This window comes from Paracoccus sp. 08, from assembly GCF_024105395.1.
GTDB classification, from domain to species: domain Bacteria; phylum Pseudomonadota; class Alphaproteobacteria; order Rhodobacterales; family Rhodobacteraceae; genus Paracoccus; species Paracoccus marcusii.
In genome coordinates, this window is record NZ_WEKR01000071.1 from 20,985 (window position 1) to 45,658 (window position 24,674).

Annotated in this window: 21 protein-coding genes, 1 other RNA gene and 1 pseudogene; 13 read left to right on the top strand and 10 right to left on the bottom strand. The window is 68.2% G+C overall.

What is annotated here, in order from left to right; genetic code table 11:
- Positions 1-90 precede the first annotated feature (90 nt).
- Positions 91-189, bottom strand: an RNA gene (ffs, locus tag GBO37_RS18465) — signal recognition particle sRNA small type.
- Positions 190-277: 88 nt separating this feature from the next.
- The gene (locus tag GBO37_RS18470; RefSeq protein WP_252930388.1) at positions 278-2,017 is read right to left on the bottom strand and encodes a bifunctional 2',3'-cyclic-nucleotide 2'-phosphodiesterase/3'-nucleotidase; all 1,740 of its coding nucleotides are present in this window, start codon (positions 2,015-2,017) and stop codon (positions 278-280) included.
- Positions 2,018-2,349: 332 nt separating this feature from the next.
- Between GBO37_RS18470 and GBO37_RS18475 the strand changes: the two genes are divergently transcribed.
- Positions 2,350-2,808, top strand: coding sequence for a hypothetical protein (locus tag GBO37_RS18475; protein ID WP_252930390.1), 459 nt, complete (start codon positions 2,350-2,352; stop codon positions 2,806-2,808).
- A gap of 6 nt (positions 2,809-2,814) precedes the next feature.
- Here the strand turns inward: GBO37_RS18475 and GBO37_RS18480 are convergent, their stop codons facing one another.
- Positions 2,815-3,675 (bottom strand): prephenate dehydratase, encoded by an 861-nt coding sequence (locus GBO37_RS18480; protein ID WP_045981499.1) that lies wholly within the window; start codon positions 3,673-3,675, stop codon positions 2,815-2,817.
- A 120-nt stretch (positions 3,676-3,795) separates the two neighbouring features.
- Here GBO37_RS18480 and GBO37_RS18485 point away from each other — a divergent pair, with 120 nt between their 5' ends.
- The 11 genes and pseudogenes from GBO37_RS18485 (at position 3,796) to GBO37_RS18535 (ending at position 16,443) form a co-directional block, all read left to right on the top strand.
- Positions 3,796-4,329 (top strand): cytochrome c family protein, encoded by a 534-nt coding sequence (locus GBO37_RS18485; RefSeq protein ID WP_046000146.1) that lies wholly within the window; start codon positions 3,796-3,798, stop codon positions 4,327-4,329.
- Between the two features lie 142 nt (positions 4,330-4,471).
- Positions 4,472-6,328, top strand: a complete 1,857-nt coding sequence (locus tag GBO37_RS18490; RefSeq protein WP_252930392.1) for an extracellular solute-binding protein — start codon at positions 4,472-4,474, stop codon at positions 6,326-6,328.
- A 102-nt stretch (positions 6,329-6,430) separates the two neighbouring features.
- On the top strand, positions 6,431-7,513 hold the full coding sequence (locus GBO37_RS18495; RefSeq protein WP_252930393.1) for a microcin C ABC transporter permease YejB: 1,083 nt from the start codon (positions 6,431-6,433) through the stop codon (positions 7,511-7,513).
- Entirely contained in the window at positions 7,513-8,616 is a 1,104-nt protein-coding gene (locus tag GBO37_RS18500) for an ABC transporter permease (RefSeq protein WP_045981503.1), read from the top strand. Before GBO37_RS18495 ends, GBO37_RS18500 begins: the two co-directional genes overlap by 1 nt.
- Before the next feature lie 65 nt (positions 8,617-8,681).
- Entirely contained in the window at positions 8,682-10,316 is a 1,635-nt protein-coding gene (locus GBO37_RS18505) for an ABC transporter ATP-binding protein (protein WP_252930431.1), read from the top strand.
- Positions 10,313-11,536 carry a glycosyltransferase gene (locus GBO37_RS18510; RefSeq protein ID WP_252930394.1) on the top strand — a complete coding sequence of 408 codons (1,224 nt, stop codon included), beginning with the start codon at positions 10,313-10,315 and terminating at the stop codon, positions 11,534-11,536. The genes GBO37_RS18505 and GBO37_RS18510 overlap by 4 nt, the downstream gene beginning before the upstream one ends.
- 33 nt (positions 11,537-11,569) lie before the next feature.
- Positions 11,570-12,795, top strand: a pseudogene (locus tag GBO37_RS18515) (cysteine--tRNA ligase).
- Positions 12,792-13,562, top strand: a complete 771-nt coding sequence (locus tag GBO37_RS18520) for a squalene/phytoene synthase family protein (RefSeq protein WP_252930395.1) — start codon at positions 12,792-12,794, stop codon at positions 13,560-13,562. The pseudogene GBO37_RS18515 and the gene GBO37_RS18520 overlap by 4 nt, the downstream one beginning before the upstream one ends.
- Positions 13,563-13,646: 84 nt before the next feature.
- Positions 13,647-14,519, top strand: coding sequence for an ABC transporter permease (locus GBO37_RS18525; protein ID WP_046000153.1), 873 nt, complete (start codon positions 13,647-13,649; stop codon positions 14,517-14,519).
- Entirely contained in the window at positions 14,516-15,328 is an 813-nt protein-coding gene (locus tag GBO37_RS18530) for an ABC transporter permease (protein WP_045981508.1), read from the top strand. Before GBO37_RS18525 ends, GBO37_RS18530 begins: the two co-directional genes overlap by 4 nt.
- Positions 15,329-15,342: 14 nt before the next feature.
- A complete protein-coding gene (locus GBO37_RS18535; protein ID WP_252930432.1) occupies positions 15,343-16,443 on the top strand; it encodes an ABC transporter ATP-binding protein in 1,101 nt (366 codons plus the stop codon).
- A 13-nt stretch (positions 16,444-16,456) separates the two neighbouring features.
- Here the strand turns inward: GBO37_RS18535 and GBO37_RS18540 are convergent, their stop codons facing one another.
- The 6 genes from GBO37_RS18540 to GBO37_RS18565 all read right to left on the bottom strand — a co-directional run bounded on the left by GBO37_RS18540 (position 16,457) and on the right by GBO37_RS18565 (position 21,617).
- Positions 16,457-17,785 (bottom strand): cytochrome P450, encoded by a 1,329-nt coding sequence (locus GBO37_RS18540; RefSeq protein WP_252930396.1) that lies wholly within the window; start codon positions 17,783-17,785, stop codon positions 16,457-16,459.
- Positions 17,782-18,945, bottom strand: coding sequence for a hypothetical protein (locus tag GBO37_RS18545; RefSeq protein WP_252930397.1), 1,164 nt, complete (start codon positions 18,943-18,945; stop codon positions 17,782-17,784). Before GBO37_RS18545 ends, GBO37_RS18540 begins: the two co-directional genes overlap by 4 nt.
- A 59-nt stretch (positions 18,946-19,004) precedes the next feature.
- The gene (locus GBO37_RS18550) at positions 19,005-19,688 is read right to left on the bottom strand and encodes a M48 family metallopeptidase (protein WP_045981511.1); all 684 of its coding nucleotides are present in this window, start codon (positions 19,686-19,688) and stop codon (positions 19,005-19,007) included.
- A gap of 5 nt (positions 19,689-19,693) precedes the next feature.
- Positions 19,694-20,275, bottom strand: a complete 582-nt coding sequence (locus GBO37_RS18555) for a DedA family protein (protein WP_252930398.1) — start codon at positions 20,273-20,275, stop codon at positions 19,694-19,696.
- A complete protein-coding gene (locus tag GBO37_RS18560; RefSeq protein WP_252930399.1) occupies positions 20,272-21,453 on the bottom strand; it encodes a VWA domain-containing protein in 1,182 nt (393 codons plus the stop codon). The genes GBO37_RS18555 and GBO37_RS18560 overlap by 4 nt, the downstream gene beginning before the upstream one ends.
- A complete protein-coding gene (locus GBO37_RS18565) occupies positions 21,453-21,617 on the bottom strand; it encodes a hypothetical protein (RefSeq protein WP_164871398.1) in 165 nt (54 codons plus the stop codon). Before GBO37_RS18565 ends, GBO37_RS18560 begins: the two co-directional genes overlap by 1 nt.
- 124 nt (positions 21,618-21,741) lie before the next feature.
- Here GBO37_RS18565 and GBO37_RS18570 point away from each other — a divergent pair, with 124 nt between their 5' ends.
- Entirely contained in the window at positions 21,742-23,340 is a 1,599-nt protein-coding gene (locus GBO37_RS18570) for a GMC family oxidoreductase (protein ID WP_252930400.1), read from the top strand.
- Here the strand turns inward: GBO37_RS18570 and GBO37_RS18575 are convergent.
- A complete protein-coding gene (locus GBO37_RS18575) occupies positions 23,337-24,632 on the bottom strand; it encodes a GH1 family beta-glucosidase (protein WP_252930401.1) in 1,296 nt (431 codons plus the stop codon). The two genes, GBO37_RS18570 and GBO37_RS18575, sit on opposite strands and share 4 nt — an antisense overlap.
- Between the last annotated feature and the right edge of the window lie 42 nt (positions 24,633-24,674).

The following is a 24,674-nucleotide window of genomic DNA, read 5'->3' on the forward strand; positions in this document are numbered from 1 at the left end:
TTTGTTACGCAGGACAACCGGAAAGGCGCGCTGTTGTTCCCCGGCATGCGCCGCGCGGTGCAGGAAAACCGGATGATCATGCGGGGAATACGGTGAGAGGCTGGACAACGACCCATGCGGGACTCGTTACGGCTGCTTCCTTCCGGACCTGACCGATTTGGCGAGGCGCTTGCCCGCGCCAACCTCTCGGGCGCACAGATAGGATGGTCGCGCGGCGGATGCAAGCCCATGCGCATGTCTTACAGCGACAGGCGCATCACCGCGAAACCGTCCTCGTTCAGTCCCACGCCCTGCAGCCGGTCTGGTTCGGGCAGGGGACGGTCCAGCGCGGCGGGCGTGGTCTCGAACAGGACCGTGGTGCCGGGCTGGGGCGCGAAGGCCCCGGTGGGACCCGGTTGCACGAGACCAGCGGACTGAACAGCCCGCAGCTTGCCAGCCGATACGAGTTCGTGGCCAGCACGAAGGCCTGGTCGTCCGCGACGGGCCGGGTCTGCCAGGTCAGGTCGCGGATGCGGTGGGCATTCGGGTCGGCAAGCCGCCCGTCGGGGTGAAACCGCGCCGGGGCGGACAGGTCGATCCGCCAGCTGACCCCGTCGATGACGTCGAAGTTGTAGGCCGGAAACTCGGGGTTCAGCAGCGGCGCGTCGCGCGCGCCGGGTTGGACGCGGTGAAACAGGCTGGCGGAACGTTCCAGCCAGCCGCGCAGCTGCGCGCCCGTCAGGCGGATGGCGGTGATCCGGTTCGGAAAGGAGTAGAGGTCGGCCAGGTGCCGCAGGCTCAGCGTGCCCGCCGGCACGTCGGTGTAATGCTGCGGCCCGCCCCGCCCCCCGGCCCGATAGGGCGCCGAGGCAGACAGCACCGGCAGGTCCGCATCCGGCGTGCCGGCCAGCCGCTGCCGGACATGCCAGCGCTGTGCGAGGTTCACCAGGCGCAGGCCGCAATCATGGCCGATCACCGCGAAATGGCTGTTCAGGGGTTGCGCCGTGCGGCCGATGCGCGTGGACAGCTGCCGCAGGGTGGCCTTGTGCGCGGTCGCCACCTGGCGCGCCACCAGCACCGCGGTCGGCATCGCCGGCGTGACCGATTCGGCGCGCACGGCAAAACGGTCGACCGCCAGCCCGCCATCCGCCCGCGGGGCAAAGCGCAGGTCGATCACCCCCAGATGCGATCCGCCAAAGCCGGGCATGACCGCGGGCTTGCCCGCCAGCGTTCCCCGATCGGCGTCGATGCCGGGGCGGCCGCGCCAGCGGGGGCCGGGAAAGACCTCGTGCGTGTGGCCGGCGATCAGCACGTCGATGCCGGGCAGGGCGGCCAGCGCATGGGCGGCGTGCTCCATCCGGGGCAGGGGCTCGGGGCCGCCGATGCCGCTGTGGGCCAGCGCCACGACCAGATCGACCCCTTGGGCGCGCAGCCGCGGCACCAGGCGGCGGGCACAGTCCAGGATGTCGTCGCTGCGCATGACGGCGCGCAGGTCCTGGTCCCACTCCTCGGTCTGGGGCGGCAGAAAGCCGATGACGCCGATGCGCAGCGGCAGGCGGTTGCCCTGCGGGTCGGTCAGCTCACGCTCGATCACGCAGGTGGCGGCGAAATCGGCCCCCCGGCGCACGGTCAGGTTCGCGGCCAGCATCGGAAAGCGCGCCCGTGCCACGGCGCGCCGCAGGAAGGGCAGGCCGAAGTTGAAATCGTGGTTCCCCAACGCCGCCGCGTCATAGCCAAGCGCGTTCATCGCCGCGATGGCCGGGTGGGTGCCGGCGAAGGGTCCGCTGCGCCGCGCGACCAGGTCGCCCATCGGACCGCCCTGCAGAAAATCGCCGTTGTCCAAGAGGATGCTGGCATGCGGCCCGGTCCGCCGCGCCTCGATCAGCGATGCGGTGCGCGCCAGCCCGATCCGGTCCGACGGACGATCCGCCAGGTAATCGTAGGGCAGCAGGTGCATGTGCAGGTCGCTGGTGGCCAGGATGCGCAGCGTCATGCCGTCCGGGGGCGGATCATCCGCGGCCGTTGCGGGCATTTGCATCGTCTTCCTGTCAAACATGTGATCGCCCGACGCCGCGTTGCGCATGCCGTCATGTCCTTTCCGGGCACGGACGACATACCGATACCATGCTTACTGTATACAATTCGGACCACACAACCAAAGATTGAACAACGCACGCTTTATCAGGTCATTGTGGCGTGGAATTTCACAAATCGGAACTGTTTCGACAAATTCAGCTGCGCTCCGACTTGCAGATGTCAATGTCGCCCTTTGCTAATCCCCCGGTTGAACCTGCCGCGCGATCCGGATTATCTGCCAAGGGAGGGGTCGGCGGTCCTGGCCGCCCCGGATGGGTCATTGGGTCGTTTCAGATGAAGTTCTCCACGCGGATCGACACGGACCTTCCCGCGGAACGCCTGTTCGAGTTGGTCGGGAATTTCGACGCGCTGGAACGAATGGTGATCGGCCGCGGTGCAACCGTGGCGCGCATCGATCCGTCGAACGAACCGGGGATCGGCATGGGCTGGAACATCGGGTTCGACTGGCGGGGCAAGGCGCGGCAGCTGCGGCNGGCCGTCACGCGGTTCGACCGCCCCGAACAGATGATGATGGCCGGTCATTCCGATGCGCTGGACCTGACGGTGGTGGCCACCGTCGTCGCGCTGAGCCGTGTCAAGTCGCGCCTGATCTTCGAGACCGAGGTCCGCCCGCGCAACATGAAGGCCAGGCTGATGCTGCAGACCGCCAAGCTGGGCAAGGCGCAGCTTGACCGCCGCTATCAGCGCCGGATCGAGGATTTCGTCCATCAGATGCGCAACTTTGCCCGCTAGGCGGGATCAGTCCGCCATGCTTGCCTGTCGCTGCGTCTCGCGCAGCGGATCGGCCGGATAGACGCCCAGGATGTCCAGGCTGGAGGTGAAGTAGCGCAACTCGTCCAGCGCGCGGGCGACGTTCGCGTCCTCGGGGTGACCCTCGATGTCGGCATAGAACTGGGTCGCGGTGAACACGCCGTCGACCATGTAGCTTTCCAGCTTGGTCATGTTCACGCCGTTCGTCGCGAACCCGCCCATCGCTTTGTAGAGCGCCGCCGGGATGTTGCGGACCCGGAAGACAAAGCTGGTCAGCATCCGCTCGGCGCGCCGGCTGTCGTCGGCCTGGCGCGACATGATCAGGAACCGCGTGGTGTTGTTCTGCCGGTCCTCGATCCGGTCGGCCAAGCGGTCCAGGCCATAGATCTCGCCCGCCAAGGGCGCGGCCAGCGCGGCCAGCGACGGATTGCCGCGCGCGGCGACCTCCTTGGCGGAACCGGCGGTGTCAGCCCCGGTGATCGCGTGGATGGCGTTCCGGCGCAGGAACCCGCGGCACTGGCCCAGCAGGACGGTATGGCTCATCGCCTCGCGGACCTGATCCAGGGTCGTTCCGGGCACGGCCAGCAGGCTGATATGGACGCGCACGAAGGCCTCGTCGATGATGCGCAGGCCGGATTCGGGCAGCAGGTGATGGATGTCGGCCACCCGTCCATAGGTCGAGTTCTCGACCGGCAGCATGGCCAGATCGGCGTCGCCCGCGCGCACGGCCTCGATCACGTCCTCGAAGGTGCGGCAGGGCAGGGCCTCCATTCCAGGGCGCGCGCTGCGGCAGGCCTCGTGGCTGTAGGCACCCGGTTCTCCCTGGAACGCGATGCGATTCGTGGTCATGGCCGGGCCCCCGCTGTTCTAAATTTGAGCGTGCCGGGGTAACTATACCTTGATCCTTGAAAGCGAAAGCGGATACATACCGCACGACCTGACGAGCTTACCAAGGCGGGACCGCACGCGATGTTCAATACGATGACCCTGACCAAGGCAGCCGGCGCCTTCATTGGCGCGCTGCTGTTTTTGATGCTGGCCAACTGGGCGGCCAGCGGCCTGTTCACTGTCGGACATGGCGGCGGTCATCACGGCGACGAGGAAATTGCGCAGGCCTATACCATCCCGGTCCCGGAAACCGTCCCCGCGGGCGAAGAGGAAGCGCCGCTGGACTTTGCCGCGCTGATGGCCTCGGCCGATGCGGCCGCGGGCGAGCGTGAATGGGCCAAGTGCCGGTCGTGCCACGCCCTGGACGGCAGCGACGGCGTCGGCCCGCACCTGAACGGCGTCGTCGGACGCCCGACCGCCAGCATCGACGGGTTCAGCTATTCCAGCGCGATGACCGAACATGCGGCCGAATACCCCACCTGGGATCCCGACCACCTGCAGGCGTTCCTGGAGAACCCGCGCGGCTTCGTCTCGGGCACCGCGATGAGCTTTGCGGGCATCCGCGATCCGCAGGCCCGCGCCAACCTGATCGCCTATCTGGAAACCAATCCCTGATCGGTCCCGCCAGACCGTGCGCCATCCAGAAAACCCCGGCCCGGCGTCGGGGTTTTTTCATGGCCCGCGTTCACGAAATCGCGGCTTGAAGCCCGGCCCCCCGCTGGCCTAGCCTCTCGCTGGTCCAGACCGGAGAGACGACATGCGCCACGCCGCCCGACTTGCCACGCTGCTTCTTGGGATCGCCGCGGTCCCAGCCTGGGCGCAGGACGCGGCCGGCGATCCGACGGTCATCAAGACGCATGGCATCGCCACCTTCGGCGAGCCCGCACTGCCCGCGGACTTTCCGCATCTGCCCTACGTGAACCCGGACGCACCCAAGGGCGGCGAGATGTCCCAGCACGGCATCGGCACCTTTGACAGCTACAATCCCTACACGTTCCGGGGGCGGGCCACGGCGCCGTCGGTGATGATGCTGGAACCGCTGATGGAGTCGGTCCTGGACGATCCGTATTCGATGTATTGCCTGCTGTGCGAGACGGTCGAATATCCCGAAAGCCGCGACTGGATCATCTTCAACCTGCGCCCCGAAGCGCGCTTCAGCGACGGCAGCCCGCTGACCGCAGACGACGTCCTGTTCACGTTCGAACTGCTGCGTGACAAGGGCTTTCCGTCCTACAGCGAGGCGCTGAAGACACGCGTCGCCAGTGCCACGGTGCTGGACACGCACCGCATCCGGTTCGATTTCATGCCCGACATCGAACGCCGCGACGTGCTTGGGCTGATGGGCAACCAGTCGATCTTCTCGCGCGCCGAGTTCGAAGCGACTGGCCGTGACATCCAGCAGACCAGCACGACGCCGTTCCTGGGGTCCGGCCCCTATGTCTTCGACAGTGCGGATTTCGGGCGGTCGATCACGATGCGGCGCAACCCGGACTATTGGGGCAAGGACCTGCCCATCAACAAGGGCCGGCACAATTTCGACACCCTGCGGTTCGAGTATTTCGGCGATTTCGACGCGGCCTTCGAGGCGTTCAAGGCCGGCATCTATACCTTCCGGGTCGAGCCGTCCGAACAGCTGTGGTCGACCGGCTATGACTTTCCGGCGGTGGCGGCGGGCGCCGTCGTCAAGGAGGAGATCCCCGACGGCGTGATCGCATCGGGCGATGCCTGGGTCTTCAACCTGCGACGCGACAAGTTCAAGGACATCCGCGTGCGCGAGGCGATCGGGCTGATGTTCAACTTCGAATGGTCGAACCAGGCGCTGTTCTATGGCATGAACACCCGGCTGGACAGCTTCTGGGACAACAGCGACCTGCAGGCCGAAGGCCCGCCCACGCCAGAAGAGCTGGCCCTGCTGGAACCCGTCGCGGCCGATCTGCCGCCGGGCATCCTGACCGACGATCCGGTCTCGGCCCCGGTCAGCGGCGAACGCCAGCTGGACCGCGGCAATGCGCGCCGCGCGGCGGCGCTGCTGGACGAGGCGGGCTGGACGACCGGCACGGACGGCATGCGCCGCAACGCCGCAGGCCAGACGCTGCGGGTCGAGTTCCTGGACTTCAACCAGAGCTATGACCGCATCGTGAACCCCTATGTCGAGAACCTGCGTGCGATCGGCGTGGACGCGGTCCTGTCGCGGGTCGATCCGTCGGAACTGACCACCCGCACCCGCAGCCATGATTTCGACATCGTGCGCGACAGCCTGGGCAACGGTTACGGCATCGGCGGCGGCACGGCGCAGGCCTTTGGGTCCGAGCACAGCGACGACGTGTTCAACCCGATGGGCCTGGCCAACCCCGCCATCGACCGCCTGATCGAGATCGGCAGCGCCGCCACGACGGATGCCGAGAACCGCGTCGCCATCCGCGCGCTGGACCGGGCGCTGCGCAGCCTGCGCTTCTGGATCCCGCAATGGTACAAGCCGGTAACCACGGTCGCCTATTGGGACGTCTATGACCGCCCCGAGACCCTGCCCGCCCTTGGCCTGGGGGTCACGGACTTCTGGTGGTACGACCAGACCCGTGCGGACGAGCTGCGGGCGGCGGGCCAGCTGCGCTGAGACGGCGATGCGCTTGATTTCCCGGCGCGGATTGCCGACAAGCCCAGATAACGACAAGGCCCCGCCAAGGGGCACGGACCCAACGGGGAAGGGCATGCGCTGATGGGCGCCTACATCTTGCGGCGACTGCTGCTGATCATCCCGACCCTGATCGGGATCATGGTGGTGAACTTTACCCTGACGCAGTTCGTCCCCGGCGGCCCGATCGAACAGATCGCGGCCCAGGTCCGGGGCGAGGGCGACGTGCTGGGCAACCTGGCCGGCGCCACGGCCGACAGCGCCGAACAGCTGGGCGGCGATGCGGGATACGAGGGTGCGCGCGGCCTGCCCCCCGAATTCATCGCCCAGCTTGAAAAGGAGTTCGGCTTCGACAAGCCCCCGGTCGAGCGGTTCTTATCCATGATGTGGAACTACATCCGCTTCGATTTCGGGACCAGCTGGTTCCGGTCGATCAGCGTGATGGACCTGGTCGTCGAGAAGATGCCGGTCTCGATCACGCTGGGGCTGTGGTCGACGCTGATCGCCTATGTCATCTCGATCCCGCTGGGCATCCGCAAGGCGGTGCGCGACGGATCGCGCTTCGACACCTGGACGTCGGGCGTGATCATCATGGCCTATGCAATCCCGGCCTTCCTGTTCGCGGTCATCCTGATGGTGCTGTTCGCGGGCGGCAGCTATTGGCAGATCTTTCCGCTGCGCGGCCTGACATCGGACAATTTCGCGGACCTGTCGGTCTGGGGCAAGGTCAAGGACTATGCCTGGCACGCGGCCCTGCCGGTGATCGCGGCTACGATCAGCAGCTTCGCGACGCTGACGCTGCTGACCAAGAACAGCTTCCTGGACGAGATCAACAAGCAGTACGTGATGACCGCGCGGGCCAAGGGGCTGACCGAACGCCGCGTCCTGTACGGCCACGTCTTCCGCAACGCGATGCTGATCGTGATCGCGGGCTTTCCGGCGATGTTCCTGGGCGTGTTCTTCGGATCAAGCATCCTGATCGAGACGATCTTCTCGCTGGACGGGCTGGGGCGCCTGGGCTTCGAGGCGGCGGTGCAGCGCGACTATCCGGTGATCTTCGGCACGCTGTATGTCTTCGGCCTGATGAGCCTGGTGGTCGGCATCCTGTCGGACCTGATGTACGTCTTTGTCGATCCGCGCATCGACTTTGAGAAGAGGGCGGGCTGATGGCGATGTCGGAACTGAACCGCCGCCGCTGGCGCAACTTCCGCCGGAACGGACGCGCCTTCTGGTCGCTGGTGATCTTTGCGGTCCTGTTCGTGACCGCGATGTTCGCCGAGATCGTGGCCAACGACAAACCCATCGTCGTCCGCTATCAGGGCGAACTGTACTGGCCCGCCTACAACTTCTATCCCGAGACCGCGTTCGGCGGCGATTTCGGGACCGAGGCGATCTATCGCGACGAAGCGGTGCAATGCCTGATCGTGTCGGGCGGCCGCGAGGAGTGCTGGGACGAGCCGGAGGGCTTCATGGCGGCGGTGCGGTCGGGTTCGACCGATGTGCCCAAGGCCGAACAGGGCTGGATGATCTGGCCGCCGATTCCCTATCACTACCGCACCATCAACAACGTGGGCACCGCGCCCTCTGCACCCGACGGCAACCACCTGCTGGGTACGGACGACACCGCGCGGGACGTTCTGGCGCGGGTGATCTACGGGTTCCGCACCTCGATCCTGTTCACGCTGATCGTGACGGTGGTGGCCTCGACCATCGGCATCACGGCGGGCGCGATCCAGGGCTATTTCGGCGGCCGCACCGACCTGGTGTTCCAGCGCGTGCTGGAGATCTGGGCCTCGACGCCCAGCCTTTACGTCATCATCATCCTGTTCGCGATCCTGGGGCGCAGCTTCTGGCTTCTGGTCTTCGTCACCATCCTGTTCGGCTGGCCCGCGCTGGTGGGCGTGGTGCGGGCAGAATTCCTGCGCGCGCGGAACTTTGAATATGTCCGCGCGGCGCGCGCCCTGGGCGTCAGCGACCGCAAGATCATGTTCCGCCACATCCTGCCCAACGCGATGGTCGCCACGCTGACGATGATGCCCTTTGTCGTCACCGGGACGATCAGCGGCCTGGCTGCGCTAGACTACCTTGGCTATGGCCTGCCCGCCGGATCGGCATCTTTGGGAGAGATGGCGCTGCAGGCGAAACAGAACCTGCAGGCGCCCTGGCTGGCCTTCACGTCCTTCTTCACCTTCGCGATCATGCTGTCGCTTCTGGTGTTCATCTTCGAGGGCATCCGCGACGCCTTCGACCCCAGAAAGACCTTCCGATGAGCGATCAGCCCGTCCGCCCCGCCCCCGGCGCCCCCGCGGCCGTGGCCGAGAGCCATGGCGGCTCGATGCCCGGCGCATCACAGGCGCGTCCCGTGCCCGCACCGTCCAGCGATGCCGTGCTGGCGGTCAGCGACCTGCGCATCGGGTTCCGGTCCGAAGGCGTCCTGACCGCGGCCGTCAAGGGCGTCAGCTTTCACATCGACCGTGGTGAGACCGTGGCCCTGGTGGGCGAATCCGGGTCGGGCAAGTCGATCACGGCGCTGTCCGCCGTGCAGCTGCTGGGCGCCTCGGCCGAGGTCCAGGGGTCGGTGAAATACGCGGGCCGCGAGATGGTCGGCGCATCGGACCGCACCCTGCGCGACATCCGCGGCAACGACATCAGCTTCATCTTCCAGGAGCCGATGACCTCGCTGAACCCGCTGCACACGCTGGAAAAGCAGCTGTCGGAAAGCCTGGCGCTGCACCAGGGGCTGTCGGGCGCCAAGGCGCGGGCGCGGATCATCGAACTGCTGACCCGCGTCGGCATCCGCGACCCGGAAACGCGCTTGGCCGATTATCCGCACCAGCTGTCGGGCGGTCAGCGTCAGCGCGTGATGATCGCTATGGCCCTGGCCAACGGTCCCGACCTGCTGATCGCGGATGAACCCACCACGGCGCTGGACGTGACCATCCAGGCCCAGATCCTGGCCCTGCTGGCCGAGCTGAAGGCCGACGAGGGCCTGTCGATGCTGTTCATCAGCCACGATCTGGGCATCGTGCGCCGCATCGCCGACCGCGTCTGCGTGATGAAGGACGGAGAGATCGTCGAACAGGGCGCGGTCGAGGACATCTTTGCCCGGCCCCAGCACCCCTATACCCGCAAGCTGCTGGCCGCCGAGCCGACCGGGCAGGCCGATCCCATAGCCCCCGATGCGCCGGTCCTGGTCGAGACGCGCGACCTGAAGGTCTGGTTTCCCATCAAGCGCGGCCTGCTGCGCCGCGTGACGGGGCACGTCAAGGCGGTGAACGGCGCGACCCTGTCGCTGCGCGCGGGAGAGACGTTGGGCATCGTCGGCGAATCGGGATCGGGCAAGACCACGCTGGCCCTGAGCATCATGCGCCTGATCGAAAGCGACGGCCCGATCCTGTATCTGGGGCAGGATATCCAGGCCTGGACCAGCGGCCAGCTGCGCCGCCTGCGCCGCGACATGCAGATCGTGTTCCAGGACCCTTATGGCAGCCTGTCGCCCCGCATGACGATCGAACAGATCATCACCGAGGGCTTGGGCGTGCACGGGGTCGAACCCGGCCGCGACCGCCGCCAGCTGGTCACCGAGATCATGACCGAGGTCGGGCTGAACCCCCAGATGATGCACCGCTATCCGCACGAATTCAGCGGCGGTCAGCGTCAGCGCATCGCCATCGCCCGCGCGATGATCCTGCGCCCCAAGGTCGTCGTCCTGGACGAGCCGACCAGCGCGCTGGACATGACCGTGCAGGTGCAGATCGTGGATCTGCTGCGCGACCTTCAGCGGAAATACGGTCTGGCCTACCTGTTCATCAGCCACGACCTGCGCGTGGTGCGCGCGATGGCGCATCACATCATGGTCATGCGCGCCGGAGAGGTCGTCGAACATGGCAGCGTCGTGCAGATCTTTGACGCGCCCCGGCAGGATTACACCCGCGCCCTGCTGCGCGCGGCCTTTCCGATCCACGAATGAAGATCCTGTTCGTCCACCAGAACTTTCCGGGCCAGTTTCCGCATCTGGCCCCGGCCCTGGCCGCGCGCGGGCACCAGGTCCTGGCCCTGACGGATGAGAACAACCAGCGGCCCAGCCCGATCCGGACCCTGCGCTACAAGGCGCCGGCGGCGGTGCAGACCGACAGCGCCTTGGGTCGGACCTATGCGGACCATGCGGAACGCGGCCTGCTGGCGGCGCGGGGCGCGCGTGCGCTGCGCGACCGGCACGGGTTTCACCCCGACATCGTCATCGGCCATCCGGGCTGGGGAGAGACGCTGTTCCTAAAGGAGATCTGGCCCCACGCGCGCCTGCTGGTCTATGCCGAGCTGATGTACCGCACCCGCGGGCACGACGTGGGCTTCGACCCCGAGATCAGCCCCGACCGGGACGAGGTGCGCTTCATGACGGTCGCGCGGTCGGCGCATCTGGTCCAGGCGATGGTGCAGGCCGATGCGGCCATCGCGCCCACCCGTTATCAGGCCGACAGCTTTCCGCCCGAGCTGCGTGGCAAGATCACCGTCATCCATGACGGCATCGACACCGCCCGCGTGGCCCCCGATCCCGCGGCCCGCCTGACCCTTCCGGGCGGCACGATCCTGCGCGCGGGGGACGAGGTGCTGTCCTTCGTGTCCCGTTCTCTGGAGCCTTACCGCGGGTTTCACGTGCTGATGCGGGCATTGCCCGACGTGCTGGCGGCGCGCCCCGACGCGCAAGTGGTCCTGGTCGGCGCCGAGGGCACCAGCTATGGCGCCAAGCCGCGCGATGCGAACAGCTGGAAGGACAAGCTGCTGGCAGAGGTAGGCGCCCGCCTGGACCTGTCGCGGGTGCATTTCCTGGGCCGCGTGCCCTATGGCGACTATCTGTCGCTGATGCAGGTGGCGCGGGTGCATTGCTATCTGACCTATCCGTTCGTGCTGTCCTGGTCGCTGACCGAGGCGATGGCGGCGGGGGGGTATGTCGTGGCGTCCGATACCGAACCGGTGCGCGAGCTGATCACCGACGGGGTGAACGGGCGGTTGGTGCCGTTCTTTGACGAGGCCGCCCTGTCGGCGGCCCTGATCCGCGGCTTGGCGGGCGACCCGCAGGCGGCGGCGATCCGCAAGGCGGCGCGGGCCACGATCCTGGGGGGCTATGATCTGGCGTCGCAATCGCTGCCGCGCCAGATTGCCTGGGTGGAAAGCCAGGGCGCGATGCGATAGACCCTTGGCCACGCTTGCCAAAAGGGCCGCATCATGACGCAGATCAGGCTGACCAACACCCGCACCCGCCGCAAGGAGGAGTTCGTCCCCATCGACCCGGCCAACGTGCGTCTGTATCTGTGTGGACCCACGGTCTATGACCGCGCCCATCTGGGCAATGCCCGGCCGGTCCTGGTGTTTGACCTGCTGGTGCGGCTGCTGCGGCATGAATACGGCGACCGTGCGGTCACGTATGTGCGCAACTTCACCGATGTCGACGACAAGATCAACGCCGAGGCGCAGCGCCGCCGTGCGGCCGGGTCCGACCTGTCCCTGGAGGCGCTGATCGCCGAGCGGACCGAGGAGACGATCGGCTGGTATCACGCCGACATGGACGCGCTTGGCGCGGCTCGTCCGGACCACGAGCCGAGCGCGACCCGATGGATTTCGTGCTGTGGAAGCCGTCCTCGGACGACCTGCCGGGCTGGGACAGCCCCTGGGGCCGGGGGCGTCCGGGTTGGCACATCGAATGCTCGGCCATGTCGGCGGCGCTGCTGGGGCCGCATTTCGACGTCCACGGCGGCGGCATCGACCTGCAGTTCCCGCACCACGAGAACGAGATCGCACAGAGTTGCTGCGCCCATCCCGGCGCGGGTTTCGCCAATGTCTGGCTGCACAACGAGATGCTGCAGGTCGAGGGCAAGAAGATGTCCAAGTCCCTGGGCAACTTCTTCACCGTGCGCGACCTGCTGGACCGGGGCGTGCCCGGCGAGGTGATCCGCTTCGTGATGCTGTCCACGCATTACCGCAAGCCGATGGATTGGACCGAGGCCAAGGCGCAGGAGGCCGAAGCCGTGCTTCTGCGGTGGCATGGGCTTGTTGCGGGCGCCGAACCCGCAACAAGCCCGGCACCCGCGCTGATCGAGGCGCTTGCCGATGACCTGAACGCTGCGGGTGCCATCGCCGCGTTGCACGACCTGGCGGGTCGGGGGGACGCGGAGACTCTGTTGGCATCGGCCCGGATGCTGGGCCTGCTGCTGCCGGGTATGGGCGAGTGGGCCCAGGCCGATGCCGGTGCGGCGGGCCAGATCGAGGCGTTGCTGGCGGCGCGACTGGCGGCGCGCCAAGCCCGTGATTTCGCCCGTGCGGATGCGATCCGCGACGGGTTCGCGGCAGCGGGCGTCGAGGTCAAGGACACGGCCAAGGGGCCCGAATGGTCGCTGGCCGCGGGGTTCGATCCGGCACGACTGTCCGATCTGGCGCGGACCCACGGCACATGACCCTGGAGGCCTGCACCGAGGCGCTGCGCCAGCATGACCCCGACCGGTTCGGCGCGGTGCTGGTGGCCGAGGCGGCGGACCGTCCGGCGCTGGTCACGCTCTATGCGCTGAACCTGGAGATCGCCCGCGCGCCGTTCCAGTCGGCCGAGCCGATGCTGGCCGAGATGCGGCTGCAATGGTGGATCGACCGCCTGGACGAGATGGGGCAGGGCACCGCGCCCCCGCTGCACGACGTGCTGACGCCCCTGTGGGAGGCCTGGGGGACCGATGCCGGCGCCCTGTCGCCCCTGGCCGAGGCCCGGCGCAGGGATTGCGAACGCCAGCCCTTTGACGGGCCGCAGGCGGTGCTGGCCTATGTCGACGCGACGGCGGGCGCGCTGATGTGGACCGCCGCGCGCTGCTGCGGCGCGCGCGAAGGCACGCGAGAGATCGTGGCCCATCAGGCCCGCGGTGCCGGTCTGGCTGCGTGGCTGCGCGCGCTGCCGCAATTGCAGGCAGTCCGGCTGGGGCTGGAACCGGCCCGCCCTGAGGACGCGCGGGCCTTGGCGGAACAGGCGCGCGATGGGCTGCGCATGGCGGCGCGGATGCACCGCAAGCTGCCGCGCCGGGCGGCGGCTGCGCTGTATCCCGGCCCCCGCGTGCCGCGCCTGCTGTCCGAGATCATGGCCGGGCGCACCGATCCGTTCGAGGCCACCACCGCGATCACGCCGTTTCAGCGGCGCGCATCGCTGGCGCGGCTGGCGCTGACCGGGCATTGGTGGCGCTAGGCGGGCTAGAAACCTCTTTTCCTCGCGCGCGGCCTGTGACAGCAATTGCGAAAGGCCCGGCGGGGCGGACGGAAGGGGATCGCCATGGCAAAGGCCAAGTTCGACGACCAGGCACGGGCCGGGCTGTCGCTGATCGCGCCGCCGTTCCTGTATGCGCTGGTGATCCTGGCGGCGCCGCTGCTGACCATCCTGGCCTACAGCTTCCTGACCGACGGCTATCTTGAGATCATCCGCGACTTCACGCTGGACAATTACACCCAGGTGCTGACCGACCCGATCGTGCGGACGGTGATGCTGCGGTCGCTGGTCGTGGCGGCCATCGTCACGCTGGCGACCGTGGTGATGGCCTTCCCGGTCGCCTATTACGTCAGCTTCTGCGTGCGGCCCGAAAAGAAGGCCATGTGGCTGTTCCTGATCACGATTCCCTTCTGGACCAGCTATCTGATCCGGGTGTTCCTGTGGAAAGTGATCCTGGGATATAATGGCGTCATCAACTCGTCCCTGACGGGCCTTGGCATCATCGACGAGCCGCTGACCTTCATCCTCTACAACACCAACGCGATCGTGCTGACGCTGGCCCATGCCTATGCGCCCTTCGCGATCCTGCCGATCTTCGTCGCGCTGGAGAAGATCGACCGATCCCTGCTGGAGGCCGGGCGCGACCTGGGCGAAAGCCGGCTGATGACCTTCTGGCGGGTGACGCTGCCGCTGGCGATGCCGGGCGTCATCGCGGCAGTGCTGATCGTGTTCATCCCGACCATCGGCGACTATGTCACGCCAGAGGTGATCGGCGGCGGCAAGATCCCGATGATCGCCAACCTGATCCAGGTCCAGATGCTGGCGCTGGACAACCGGCCCCTGGGATCGGCGCTGGCGGTGACGGCCATGGCCATCGTGGCGGTGGTCAGCCTGGTCTTCCTGTTCCTCAACCGCCGCTTCCTCAAGGTGCGCCAATGAACCGCCAGGGACGCGGCCTGCAGGCCTATGCAATCTTCTATCTGCTGTTCCTGTATGCGCCGATCATCCTGCTGCCGATGTTCGCGTTCAACTCGGGCACGATCATCGCCTTTCCGCTGCAGGGGGTGACGACAGACTGGTTCCGGCAGATGTGGGCCGACGCGACGCTGCGCCGGGCGCTGACCAATTCGCTGACCGTGGCGGTGGCCTCGTCCATCCTGGCCACCTGCTTTGGCATCTTCGCGGCGCGCGCCTCGACCCGCTTCGTGTTTCCGGGCAAGGGCGGGATGATGGGGTTCATCATGCTGCCCATGGTGCTGCCGGAAATCATCGTGGCCATGTCGCTGCTGGTCGTGCTGCTGGGCATGGGGGTGCAGCTGTCGCTGATGACGGTCATCGCGGGGCACACGCTGATCTGCATGCCCTATGCCATCGCGGTGCTGACCACCGCCTTCTCGTCGCTGGACCGCAGCCTGGAGGAGGCGGCCTATGACCTGGGCGAAAGCAAGTGGGGCGCATTCCGTCTTGTCACGCTGCCCCTGGTCATGCCGGGCATCATCAGCGCACTGCTGATCAGCTTCACCATCAGTTTGGACGAGTTCATCCTGGCCTTCTTCCTGGCGGGGAACGAACCGACGCTGCCCACCTACATCTTCAGCCAGCTGCGTTTTCCGCGCGCGATCCCCGTCATCATGGCGTTGGGCACGGTGCTGGTGATCCTGTCGATCGTCCTTCTGGCGATCGGCGAATATTTCCGCCGCCGGGGCAATGCCCGCATCGGCGGCAAGCCCACCGGAGGGTTGATGTGACCGAAGCCAAGCCGATGATCGAATGTCAGGGCGTCCACAAGTATTACGGCGACTATCACGCGCTGCGCGGGATCGACCTGACCATCCGGGCCGGAGAGTTCTTCTCCCTGCTGGGCCCGTCAGGCTGCGGCAAGACCACGCTTCTGCGCACCATCGCGGGCTTCGAGGACATCAGCGACGGCGCCATCCTGATCGGCGGCAAGCGCATGGAGGAGGTGCCCGCGAACAAGCGGCCCACCAACATGGTGTTCCAGTCCTATGCCATCTTCCCGCATCTGACCGTCGCCGAGAACGTGGCCTTCGGCCTGCGCCGCGATCCGCGCAGCAAGGCCGAAAAGGCCGCCGCGGTCGAGGAGGCGCTGACCATGGTCGGGCTCAAGGGATACGGCGCGCGATCCGCGCATGCCCTGTCGGGCGGCCAGCGGCAGCGGGTGGCACTGGCCCGCGCGCTGATCCTCAAGCCCAAGGTGCTGCTTCTGGACGAGCCGCTGTCGGCCCTGGACCGCAAGATGCGCGAGCAGATGCAGGTCGAGCTGATCAAGCTGCAGCGTCAGGTCGGCATCACCTTCGTCCTGGTCACCCATGACCAGGAGGAGGCGCTGGTCATGTCCGACCGCATCGCTGTCATGTTCGAGGGCGAGATCGCGCAGCTGGACGGCCCCGAGGCGCTGTATGCCCGCCCGGCCACGCGCCGGGTCGCGGATTTCATCGGGGTGATGAACTTTCTGCCTGCCACGATCCTGTCCGAGGCGGGCGGCGCGGTCACCGTCGATGTCGCGGGCCTGGGTACGGTCGAGCTGCCCGAACGCCAGGTCAGTCGCGCCAATCCCGACGATGCGGGTGCAGTGATCGGTTTCCGCCCCGAGACGATGACCCTGGTCGGTCCGGGCGCGACCCACACGCAGCCGCGCGAGACCAACGCCACCATCGACGAGGTCGTCTATTACGGCGACATGACCTATTACGACCTGCGCCTGGACGGCGTGGCGCGGGGCGACGGCAAGTCGCGCACGGTCCGCATCTCGATGCGCAACGTCTTTGGCCGCGACGTGCAGGAGGTCGGGACGCGGACCCGGTTGGCCTGGTCGCCCGGATCGCTGGTGCTGTTCCGCTGAGGCGCGCAGCGCCTTAGCGCGGCGTCAGCCTGACCCAGATCCCGTCGCGCGCCCGGATCGTCAGCCGGGCGATGGGCATCGGCTGGCGGTCGGTCACCTCCAGCCGCCACCGCGCGGTGATCGCGGCCAGCATCACCACCCCCTCGATCATCGCCAGCCCCGCGCCGGGGCAGGCACGCGGCCCGGCCGAGAACGGCAGGAAGGCCGCGCGGGCGCTGGCCTTGCCCTCCGGCGTGTCCCACCGGGAGGGGTCGAAATCGTCGGGCCGGTCCCACAGCCGATTGTGCCGGTGCAGATGCCACGGAGAGATGACCAGCTGCGCCCCGCGCGGCACGGGACGGTCTCGGAACGTCTCGGGGGCGGTGGCCTCGCGCACGAACATCGCGACGGCCGGATACAGGCGCAGCGCCTCGCGGAACACGGCGCGGGTGACGCGCAACCCGCCGACGCTGGCGAAGTCGTCCAGGGTCGTGGCCTCTGCGGCCACGCGGTCCTGCCAGTCAGGATGAGCCGCCAGCAACCACAGCGCCCAGGCCAGGACCGAGGCGCTGGTCTCGTGCCCGGCCAGGAACATGACCGCGACCTGGTCGATCATCTCGGCTTCGGAAAACGGCGTGCCGGTGTCGGGGTCTGGGGTTGTCATGATCCGCGTGGCCAGATCGTCGGGCGCCGTGCCCGCTGCGATGGCCCCGCGACGCTCGCGCACCAGATCGCCGATCAGCCCGCGAATGCGCGTGGCCGTGACGCGGGTGCGGCGCGAATGGGGCCTCGGCATCCAGGCGGGCAGGGGCAGCAGGGCCGCCAGGTTCACCAACGGTTGAGCGGCCTGATGGTCGCGGAACGCCTCGAACACGTCGAACGCAATGCGGTGTTCGACGGGCATCGAGAACAGCGTACGAAAGATCACGTCGGCGGCGGCATGGGCGGCCTGCGGCTCGATGTCCTGCACCCCCGGCGCTAGCCGCTGGCTGGCCGCGCGTGCGGCGGCCAAAACGGCGGGAAAGCTGTCGCGCAGGCGGCCGCCGTCAAAGGCCGGGTCGATGATGCGCCGCTGGCGCGCCCAATCCGCGCCGTTCGCGATGAAGACGCCGTTGCCCAACAGCGGCACCAGACCCTCGCGCATGCGGTTCGATTTCGGGAAATCGCCCGGCCGATCCTGCAGGATCAGCCGGATCAGCGCCGGGTCGTTGCAGAAGAAGCTGTGGATCACCGGACTGCGGAATTCCGCCATCCACGCGCCGTACAGGCGTTCCGGCAGCGCGCCCAGCAAGTCGCGCCTGAACCCGCGGATCAGCCCGCGCAGGGTGCCGCGCCCCTCCGCTCCCCGGGGCCGGGGCGTCACCGCGCGCCCACGGGCCGGGTGATCCGCCCCGGCGACGGCTTGCGCCCGGCGAACCGCTGCGCCAGCGTCCGCGGCCCGGCGGTGATCGCGAAATAGTCGTAATCGCCCGGCCGATCAAAGGCGCACAGATACTGGAAATGCAGCTTGAACCATCGGTTCCTCAACGCGGCCTGCCGGTCCGGCGACAGCGTGTGCGTGAACGCCGCCGAAATCACCAGCGGCCAGCGCTGGTCCGGGCCGGCCTGTCCGCAGACCGCCACCGGATCGCACAGCGCGAAACAGCAGGCATCGCCCGGTGCCGTCACGTCCAGCCAGAACAGCCGGTCGCTGCGCGCCAGCCAGCCCAGGTCGTCGCGCAGCCGCCCGGCATCGGGCAGGAACGCCGCCATCGGCACCACATGCCCAAGCGTCAGCAGCGACAGCGCCGGGCCGGGGTCGGCACGTTCGCGCAGCAGATCGGCCATCAGCGACACCGCCAGATAGGCGCCCGAGGAATGGCCGACGACCAGCACCTCGTCCGGTCCGTCGTCCAGGATCGCCGTCAGGCGGGCGCGGAACTGGGCCAGCCGGTCCTCCAGCGCGGGGGGATAGGCGCCGCGATGGCGCGCGGTGAAGGCGTAATCGTGCATCAGGTAATAGGCGAACAGCCGGTGATCCAGCCGCCGCCCCAGGACCAGCACGCCCCAGGCCACCGTCACCCCGACGGGCAGGCCCGGCCAGCCGCCGACCAGCCACGCCGCCAGCCCCCCAGCCAGCAAAGCCAGCACCAACTGTGCCAGCAGCACCGCGATGGGATAAAGCGCCGCGATGACCGGCCCGCGCCGCAACCGCATCAGCCGCGACAGGGTGCCCGTCGCGATATAGGTCCAGGACGTCCGCGCCAGCTGTGCGAACGTCCCCGCGATGCCCTGCCGCATCGAGGCCTGAACGATGTCGGACCACAGCGCGACCTCGATCACGGTGGTGGTGTCGCGACCCTCGACCCGGCCGTGGACGGCCCAGGCAAAGCCCTGCGCCTGCGCCTTGGTGATACGCAGCCGGTGGCCCGAAATCCGCGCCTGATCCGCGGCCTCGCGCCGATACAGCTCGCGATAGCGGCGCGGCGGGATGGGGTCGAAACCCGGCAGGTACAGGACGTGGCGGCGGAACGGNGCGGTCATGGGGGCCCTTGACTGTCCGGCACCACCTTAGGTGGAAATGCCGCCGCGGCAAGACCCGGTCAGCCGCGCCAGCGTGCCTCGTGCGCCTCGATCGCGGCGATGCGGCGGGCGGCGGGGGGGTGGGACAGGAACCATGCGGGGGCGCCTGCGCCACCGCTGCCGGTCAGGCGGTCCAGCTTGCGGAACAGCGATTTCTGCGGGGCGGTGCCAAGGCCCGCCTTGATCATCAGGGCGCTGGCGAAACGGTCGGCCTCGAACTCGTCCTGGCGCGACAGGCGGGCGGCGACGGCGGTCGCGATCAGGTTGGCGATCCAGGCGCCGATGCCCGGCAGGATGCGCCCCAGAACCCCGGCCAGCGCCATGCGGATCGCGTTCTGGCCTGCGAAATCGATCATCCGGCGGCGCGAATGGCCCAGGCTGACATGGCCCAGTTCGTGCGCGATGACGCTGGCCAGTTCCTCGGGCGTGACCTCTTCGGCGTCCAGCTTGCGCAGAAAGCCGCGGGTCAGGAAGATGCGCCCGTCGGGGGCGGCAAGGCCGTTCACCGGCTCGATCTCATAGACATGGGCGCGGATCGGGGGCAGGTCCATCGCGCGGCCAAGCCGGTCCAGCATGGGCGTCAGGCGCGGATGGGTCAGGGGCGTGGCCTTCTGATTCAGCTCCTGCCGCAGGCGCCATGCGGAAAAGAACCACATCGCGACCAGGTACAGCGCCAGCAGGATGAAGGGCAGGTAACGCATCATGGCCCTTATATGGCGGCGCCGGACCGCCGATGCCAGAGCCTGCGCCCCGCCCAGATTGCCGCAGCCAGCACCGCGGCCGCCGCAAGTGCCTTGAGCGCCGCGGCCTCGTCCCCGCGAAAGCCGCGCCCGGCCAGATGCCCCGCGCCCAGATGCAGCGTGGCCCAGATCGCCTCTCCGGGGACCGAGGCGGCCATGAACCGCGCCAGCGACACCCCCGCGGCCCCGGCGACGTAATTGGTGGCCGGACCAAGCGGCGTGACCAGCCAGCGCGACAGGAACACCGCTCCCGCGCCGCGCCGGGCGATCAGCGCCTGCGCCCGCGCCAGGATCGCCCCCCGCCTGCCGCGCATCAGCCACGGCCGCATCCGGCGCGCCAGCAGGAACGCCGCCGCGTCGCCCGCGCTGGCCCCCAGCACCGCGCCCGCGCCGATCAGCCCCAGGTCCAGGTGCCCGGTCCCTGTCAGCGCCCCCGCCGCCACCAGCACCGCCGAGGTCGGCACCGGGACCATCATGCAGGACAGGAACGCCATCGCCCCCACCAGCCACGGCCCCCAGACCGGCAGCAGGGCCGTCAGCTGGGCGATCATCCCAGCACCCGCATGGCGCGCGTCAGCCCGTCCAGCGTCAGGGGCAGCATCCGGTCGGGAAAGACCTGCTGCACCATGCTGATGGACTGGGTGTATCCCCAATGCGCCTCGGGGACGGGGTTCAGCCAGACATGGTCGGGCCAGGCCCCGGCAAGGCGCTGCAGCCAGACCTGCCCGGATTCGGGATTCCAGTGTTCGTTGGCCCCGCCCGGCACCGCGATCTCGTAGGGCGACATCGACGCGTCGCCCACCACGATGCATTTGTAGTCGCGGCCATAGCGGTGCAGCACGTCCCAGGTGGGCGTCTGCGCGTCCCACCGGCGGCGGTTGTCGGTCCAGACGCCTTCGTACAGGCAGTTGTGGAAATAGAAATGCTGCATGTGCTTGAATTCGGCGCGGGCAGCGCTGAACAGCTCGTCCACGACGCGGATATGGTCATCCATGCTGCCGCCCACGTCCAGGAACAGCAGCACCTTGACCGCGTTGCGCCGTTCGGGCCGCGTCTGCACGTCGATATAGCCGTGGTCAGCGGTGGCGCGGATCGTGCCGGGCAGGTCCAGCTCGTCCGCGGCGCCGTGGCGGGCCCATTGGCGCAACCGCTTCAGCGCGACCTTGATGTTGCGGGTGCCCAGTTCGGCCGTGTCGTCGAAATCGCGGAACTCGCGCTTGTCCCAGACCTTGACGGCGCGGCGGTGGCGGCTGCCGTCCTGGCCGATGCGCACGCCTTCGGGGTTGTAGCCATAGGCACCGAAGGGCGAGGTGCCCGCGGTGCCGACCCACTTGTTGCCGCCCTGATGGCGCCCCTGCTGTTCGGCCAGCCGCTTGCGCAGCGTATCCATCAGCGCCTGCAGGCTGCCCAGGCCCTGGACCTGCGCCTTTTCGTCGTCCGACAGCAGCTTTTCGGCCAGCTTCTCCAGCCACCCCTCGGGCAGGGCGCGGGGGTCCAGCAGGTCGCCGACATCGACCTGCTCAAGCCCCGAGAACGTGTCCGAGAACGCGCGGTCGAAGCGGTCGATATGGCGTTCGTCCTTGACCAGCACCAGCCGGGCCAGGCCGTGGAACCCCTCGACCGTCATGCCGTCCAGGCCAGCGCCCATGCCCTCCATCAGATCCAGCCATTCCCGCAGCGAGACGGGAACCCCGTGCCTGCGCAGATTGTCCAGAAAGGGCAGGAACATCAGCTCATCCGATGAACGATGATAGTGGCGACGACGCCGATCATGGCCAGGCCAAGCGCGAATGCCACGGCATACTGGATGCGGTCGGCGCGCGTGCCGCCCAGCTGGCCGGCGCGGCGCCAGCCCAGGATGGCACCGATGATGACGGCTGCAATGACGATCATGACGGTCCTTCCCGTGGCACCCAAGGCCCCCAGCAGATACCGTGCCCGGCCCCCGCCCGCAACCGCGACCGCTTGTCCCCGCGCGGCCGTGCCACTAGCGTCGCCACCGGGACGGAGGATCGGCATGCAGGATTTCGGGGATTACGACTATATCATCGTGGGCGCGGGCTCGGGCGGGTGCGTGCTGGCGAACCGGCTGTCGGCCGATCCCGCGAACCGGGTCCTGCTGCTGGAGGCGGGGGGGCATGACAACCGCTTCTGGGTGCATGTGCCGGTGGGCTATCTCTATGCGATGGGCAACCCGACGCTGGACTGGTGCTATCAGACAGAACCGGAACCCGGTCTGAACGGGCGCCGCCTGAACTATCCGCGCGGGCGCGTCCTGGGCGGGTGTTCGTCGATCAACGGCATGATCTACATGCGCGGGCAGGCGGCCGATTACGACCGCTGGCGGCAGATGGGCAACGCGGGCTGGTCCTGGTCCGACGTGCTGCCGCATTTCCGCGCGACAGAGCGTCATTACGAACCGGCCTGCGACATCCACGGCGACCAGGGCGAATTGCGGGTCGAACAGCAGCGGCTGCGCTGGCCGATCCTAGACGCGGTGGCCCAGGCCGCGCAGGAGCTGGGCCTGCCCGCCAACCCGGACTTCAACCGGGGCGACAACCTGGGTGTCGGCTATTTTCCGGTCACGCAGCGCAAGGGCATCCGCTGGAACGCAAGGAAGGCCTTCCTGAACCCCGCCCGCGGCCGCCCTAACCTGCGGATCGAGACGGATGCCCAGGTCCTGCGCTTGCAGATGGACGGACGCCGCGTCACGGGCGTCCTGTTCGACCAGCACGGCCAGCGCCGGCTGGCGCGCGCGCGGGGCGAGGTGATCCTGGCCGCGGGCGCAGTCAATTCGCCCGCGTTGCTGGAACTGTCGGGCATCGGTCAGCCGGACCGCCTGGCGGCCTTGGGCATCGCGCCCGTCCATGCCCTGCCGGGGGTGGGCGAGAACCTGCAGGATCACCTGCAGCTGCGCACCGTGTTCCGCATCCGCGGCGCGCGGACGCTGAACGACCGGGCGCGGACGATCTGGGGCAAGGCCGGCATCGCGCTGGAATACGCGCTGCGCCGGACGGGGCCGATGGCGATGGCGCCCAGCCAGCTGGGGATATTCGCGAAATCGTCCGATGCGTTCGACACGCCCAACATCGAATATCATGTGCAGCCGTTGTCCCTGGGCAAGTTCGGCGACCCGCTGGACGATTTTTCGGGGCTGACGGTGTCGGTCTGCAATCTGCGGCCCGAAAGCACGGGGTCCGTGCACATCACCGTGCCCGATCCCCGGACGGCGCCCGCCATCGCGCCGCGCTATCTGACGACCGAGGGCGACCGACAGGTGGCCATCGACAGCCTGCGCCATGCGCGCCGCCTGATGGCGACCGCCCGCATGGCCGAATTCGCACCCGAGGAACACAAGCCGGGCGCGCATCTGCAAAGCGATGCCGATCTGGCGCAGGCGGCGGGAGAGGTCGGCACGACCATCTTCCACCCGGTCGGCACGACGCGGATGGGGTCGGACCCCATGGCCGTGGTCGATGCGCAGCTGCGCGTGCACGGGCTGTCGGGCCTGCGCATCGCCGATGCCGGGGTGATGCCCGCGATCGTGTCGGGCAACACCCATGCACCGGTCACAATGATCGCGGACAAGGCGGCGGGGATGATCCTGGCGCGTTAGGTCAGCATTTCGCGGAACGCGTGCCAGCTGGCCTTGGGGGTCCGCACCATCGTGTCATAGTCCACATGGACCAGGCCGAAGCGCGGGCCGTATCCCCAGCCCCATTCGTAATTGTCCAGCAGCGACCAGTAGAAGAACCCGCGCACGTCCACGCCCTGATCCATCGCCGCCTTGGTCGCGCGCAGGTGATCGCCGATGAACCGGATGCGGGCCTGATCGTCGGTCGGCACCTCGGAGGCCATGCCGTTCTCGGTGACATACAGCGGCAGGTTGCCGGTGTGGTCGCGTGCCAGGCGGGTCAGGAATTCGGTCAGGCCCTCGGGGCGGATCTCCCAGTCCATCTGGGTCTTGGGCAGGGGGCCCGGCACCTCGGAGGCGTGGGGCCACAGCCCGTCGTTCCGGGTGTACAGTCGCCGGGTGTAGTAGTTGACCCCCAGCCAGTCCAGCGGCTGCGCGATCAGGTCCATGTCATCCTGCCAGCGGTCGGGCAGATGCGGACCGATCCCGGCCAGCGCGGCGTCCGGGTATCCCTGGCCCATCAGCGCGCGGATGAACCACTGGTTATAGATCGCGTCCTGCGTCTCTGCCGCCTGTTCCGCCTCGGCGGTGGTGTCGGCGGGGTGGCTGGTCTCGAAGTTCAGCACGATGCCCAGGTTCGTGGCGCCATCCGCCCGCAGCGCCTGCATCGCGGTGCCATGGGCCAGCAGGACATAGTGCATGGCCCGGCTGGCGGCACGGATGTCACGCAGGCCGGGGGCGTGGTGGCCGAGGAAATGCGACAGCCAGGCGATGCACCACGGCTCGTTCAGGGTGGCGGCCGATGCCACGCGGTCGCCGATGCGGGCGTTGATCGTGGTGCACAGGTCCGCGAAACGCTGCGCGATGTCGCGGTTCTGCCAGCCGCCCTGCGACGACAGCGCTGCGGGCAGATCCCAGTGGTGATAGGTCAGGAAGGGCTTCAGGCCGCGTTCCAGCATGCCGTCGACCAGCTTGTCGTAGAAATCCAGACCATCGGGGTTCACCGTCACCCCGTCCGGCATCACCCGCGCCCAGGAGGTCGAAAAGCGGTAGCCGTCAAAGCCTGCGTCGCGGATCAGGTCCAGGTCCTGCGGCCACAGCCGCAGGTGATCGCAGGCGCGGCTGCCGTCGCTGTCATCCATGATGTTGCCGGGCGTGGCGGCGAAGGTGTCCCAATGCGACGGGCCCGCGCCGGCCGTGCCCTCGATCTGATAGGCCGAGGTGGCGGCGCCGAAGGTGAAACCTGCGGGAAAGTCGGTGCGGGGCGGCAGCATGGGGGATCCTCCTGATGGCGCAACCATGCTGGCATGTCCGCG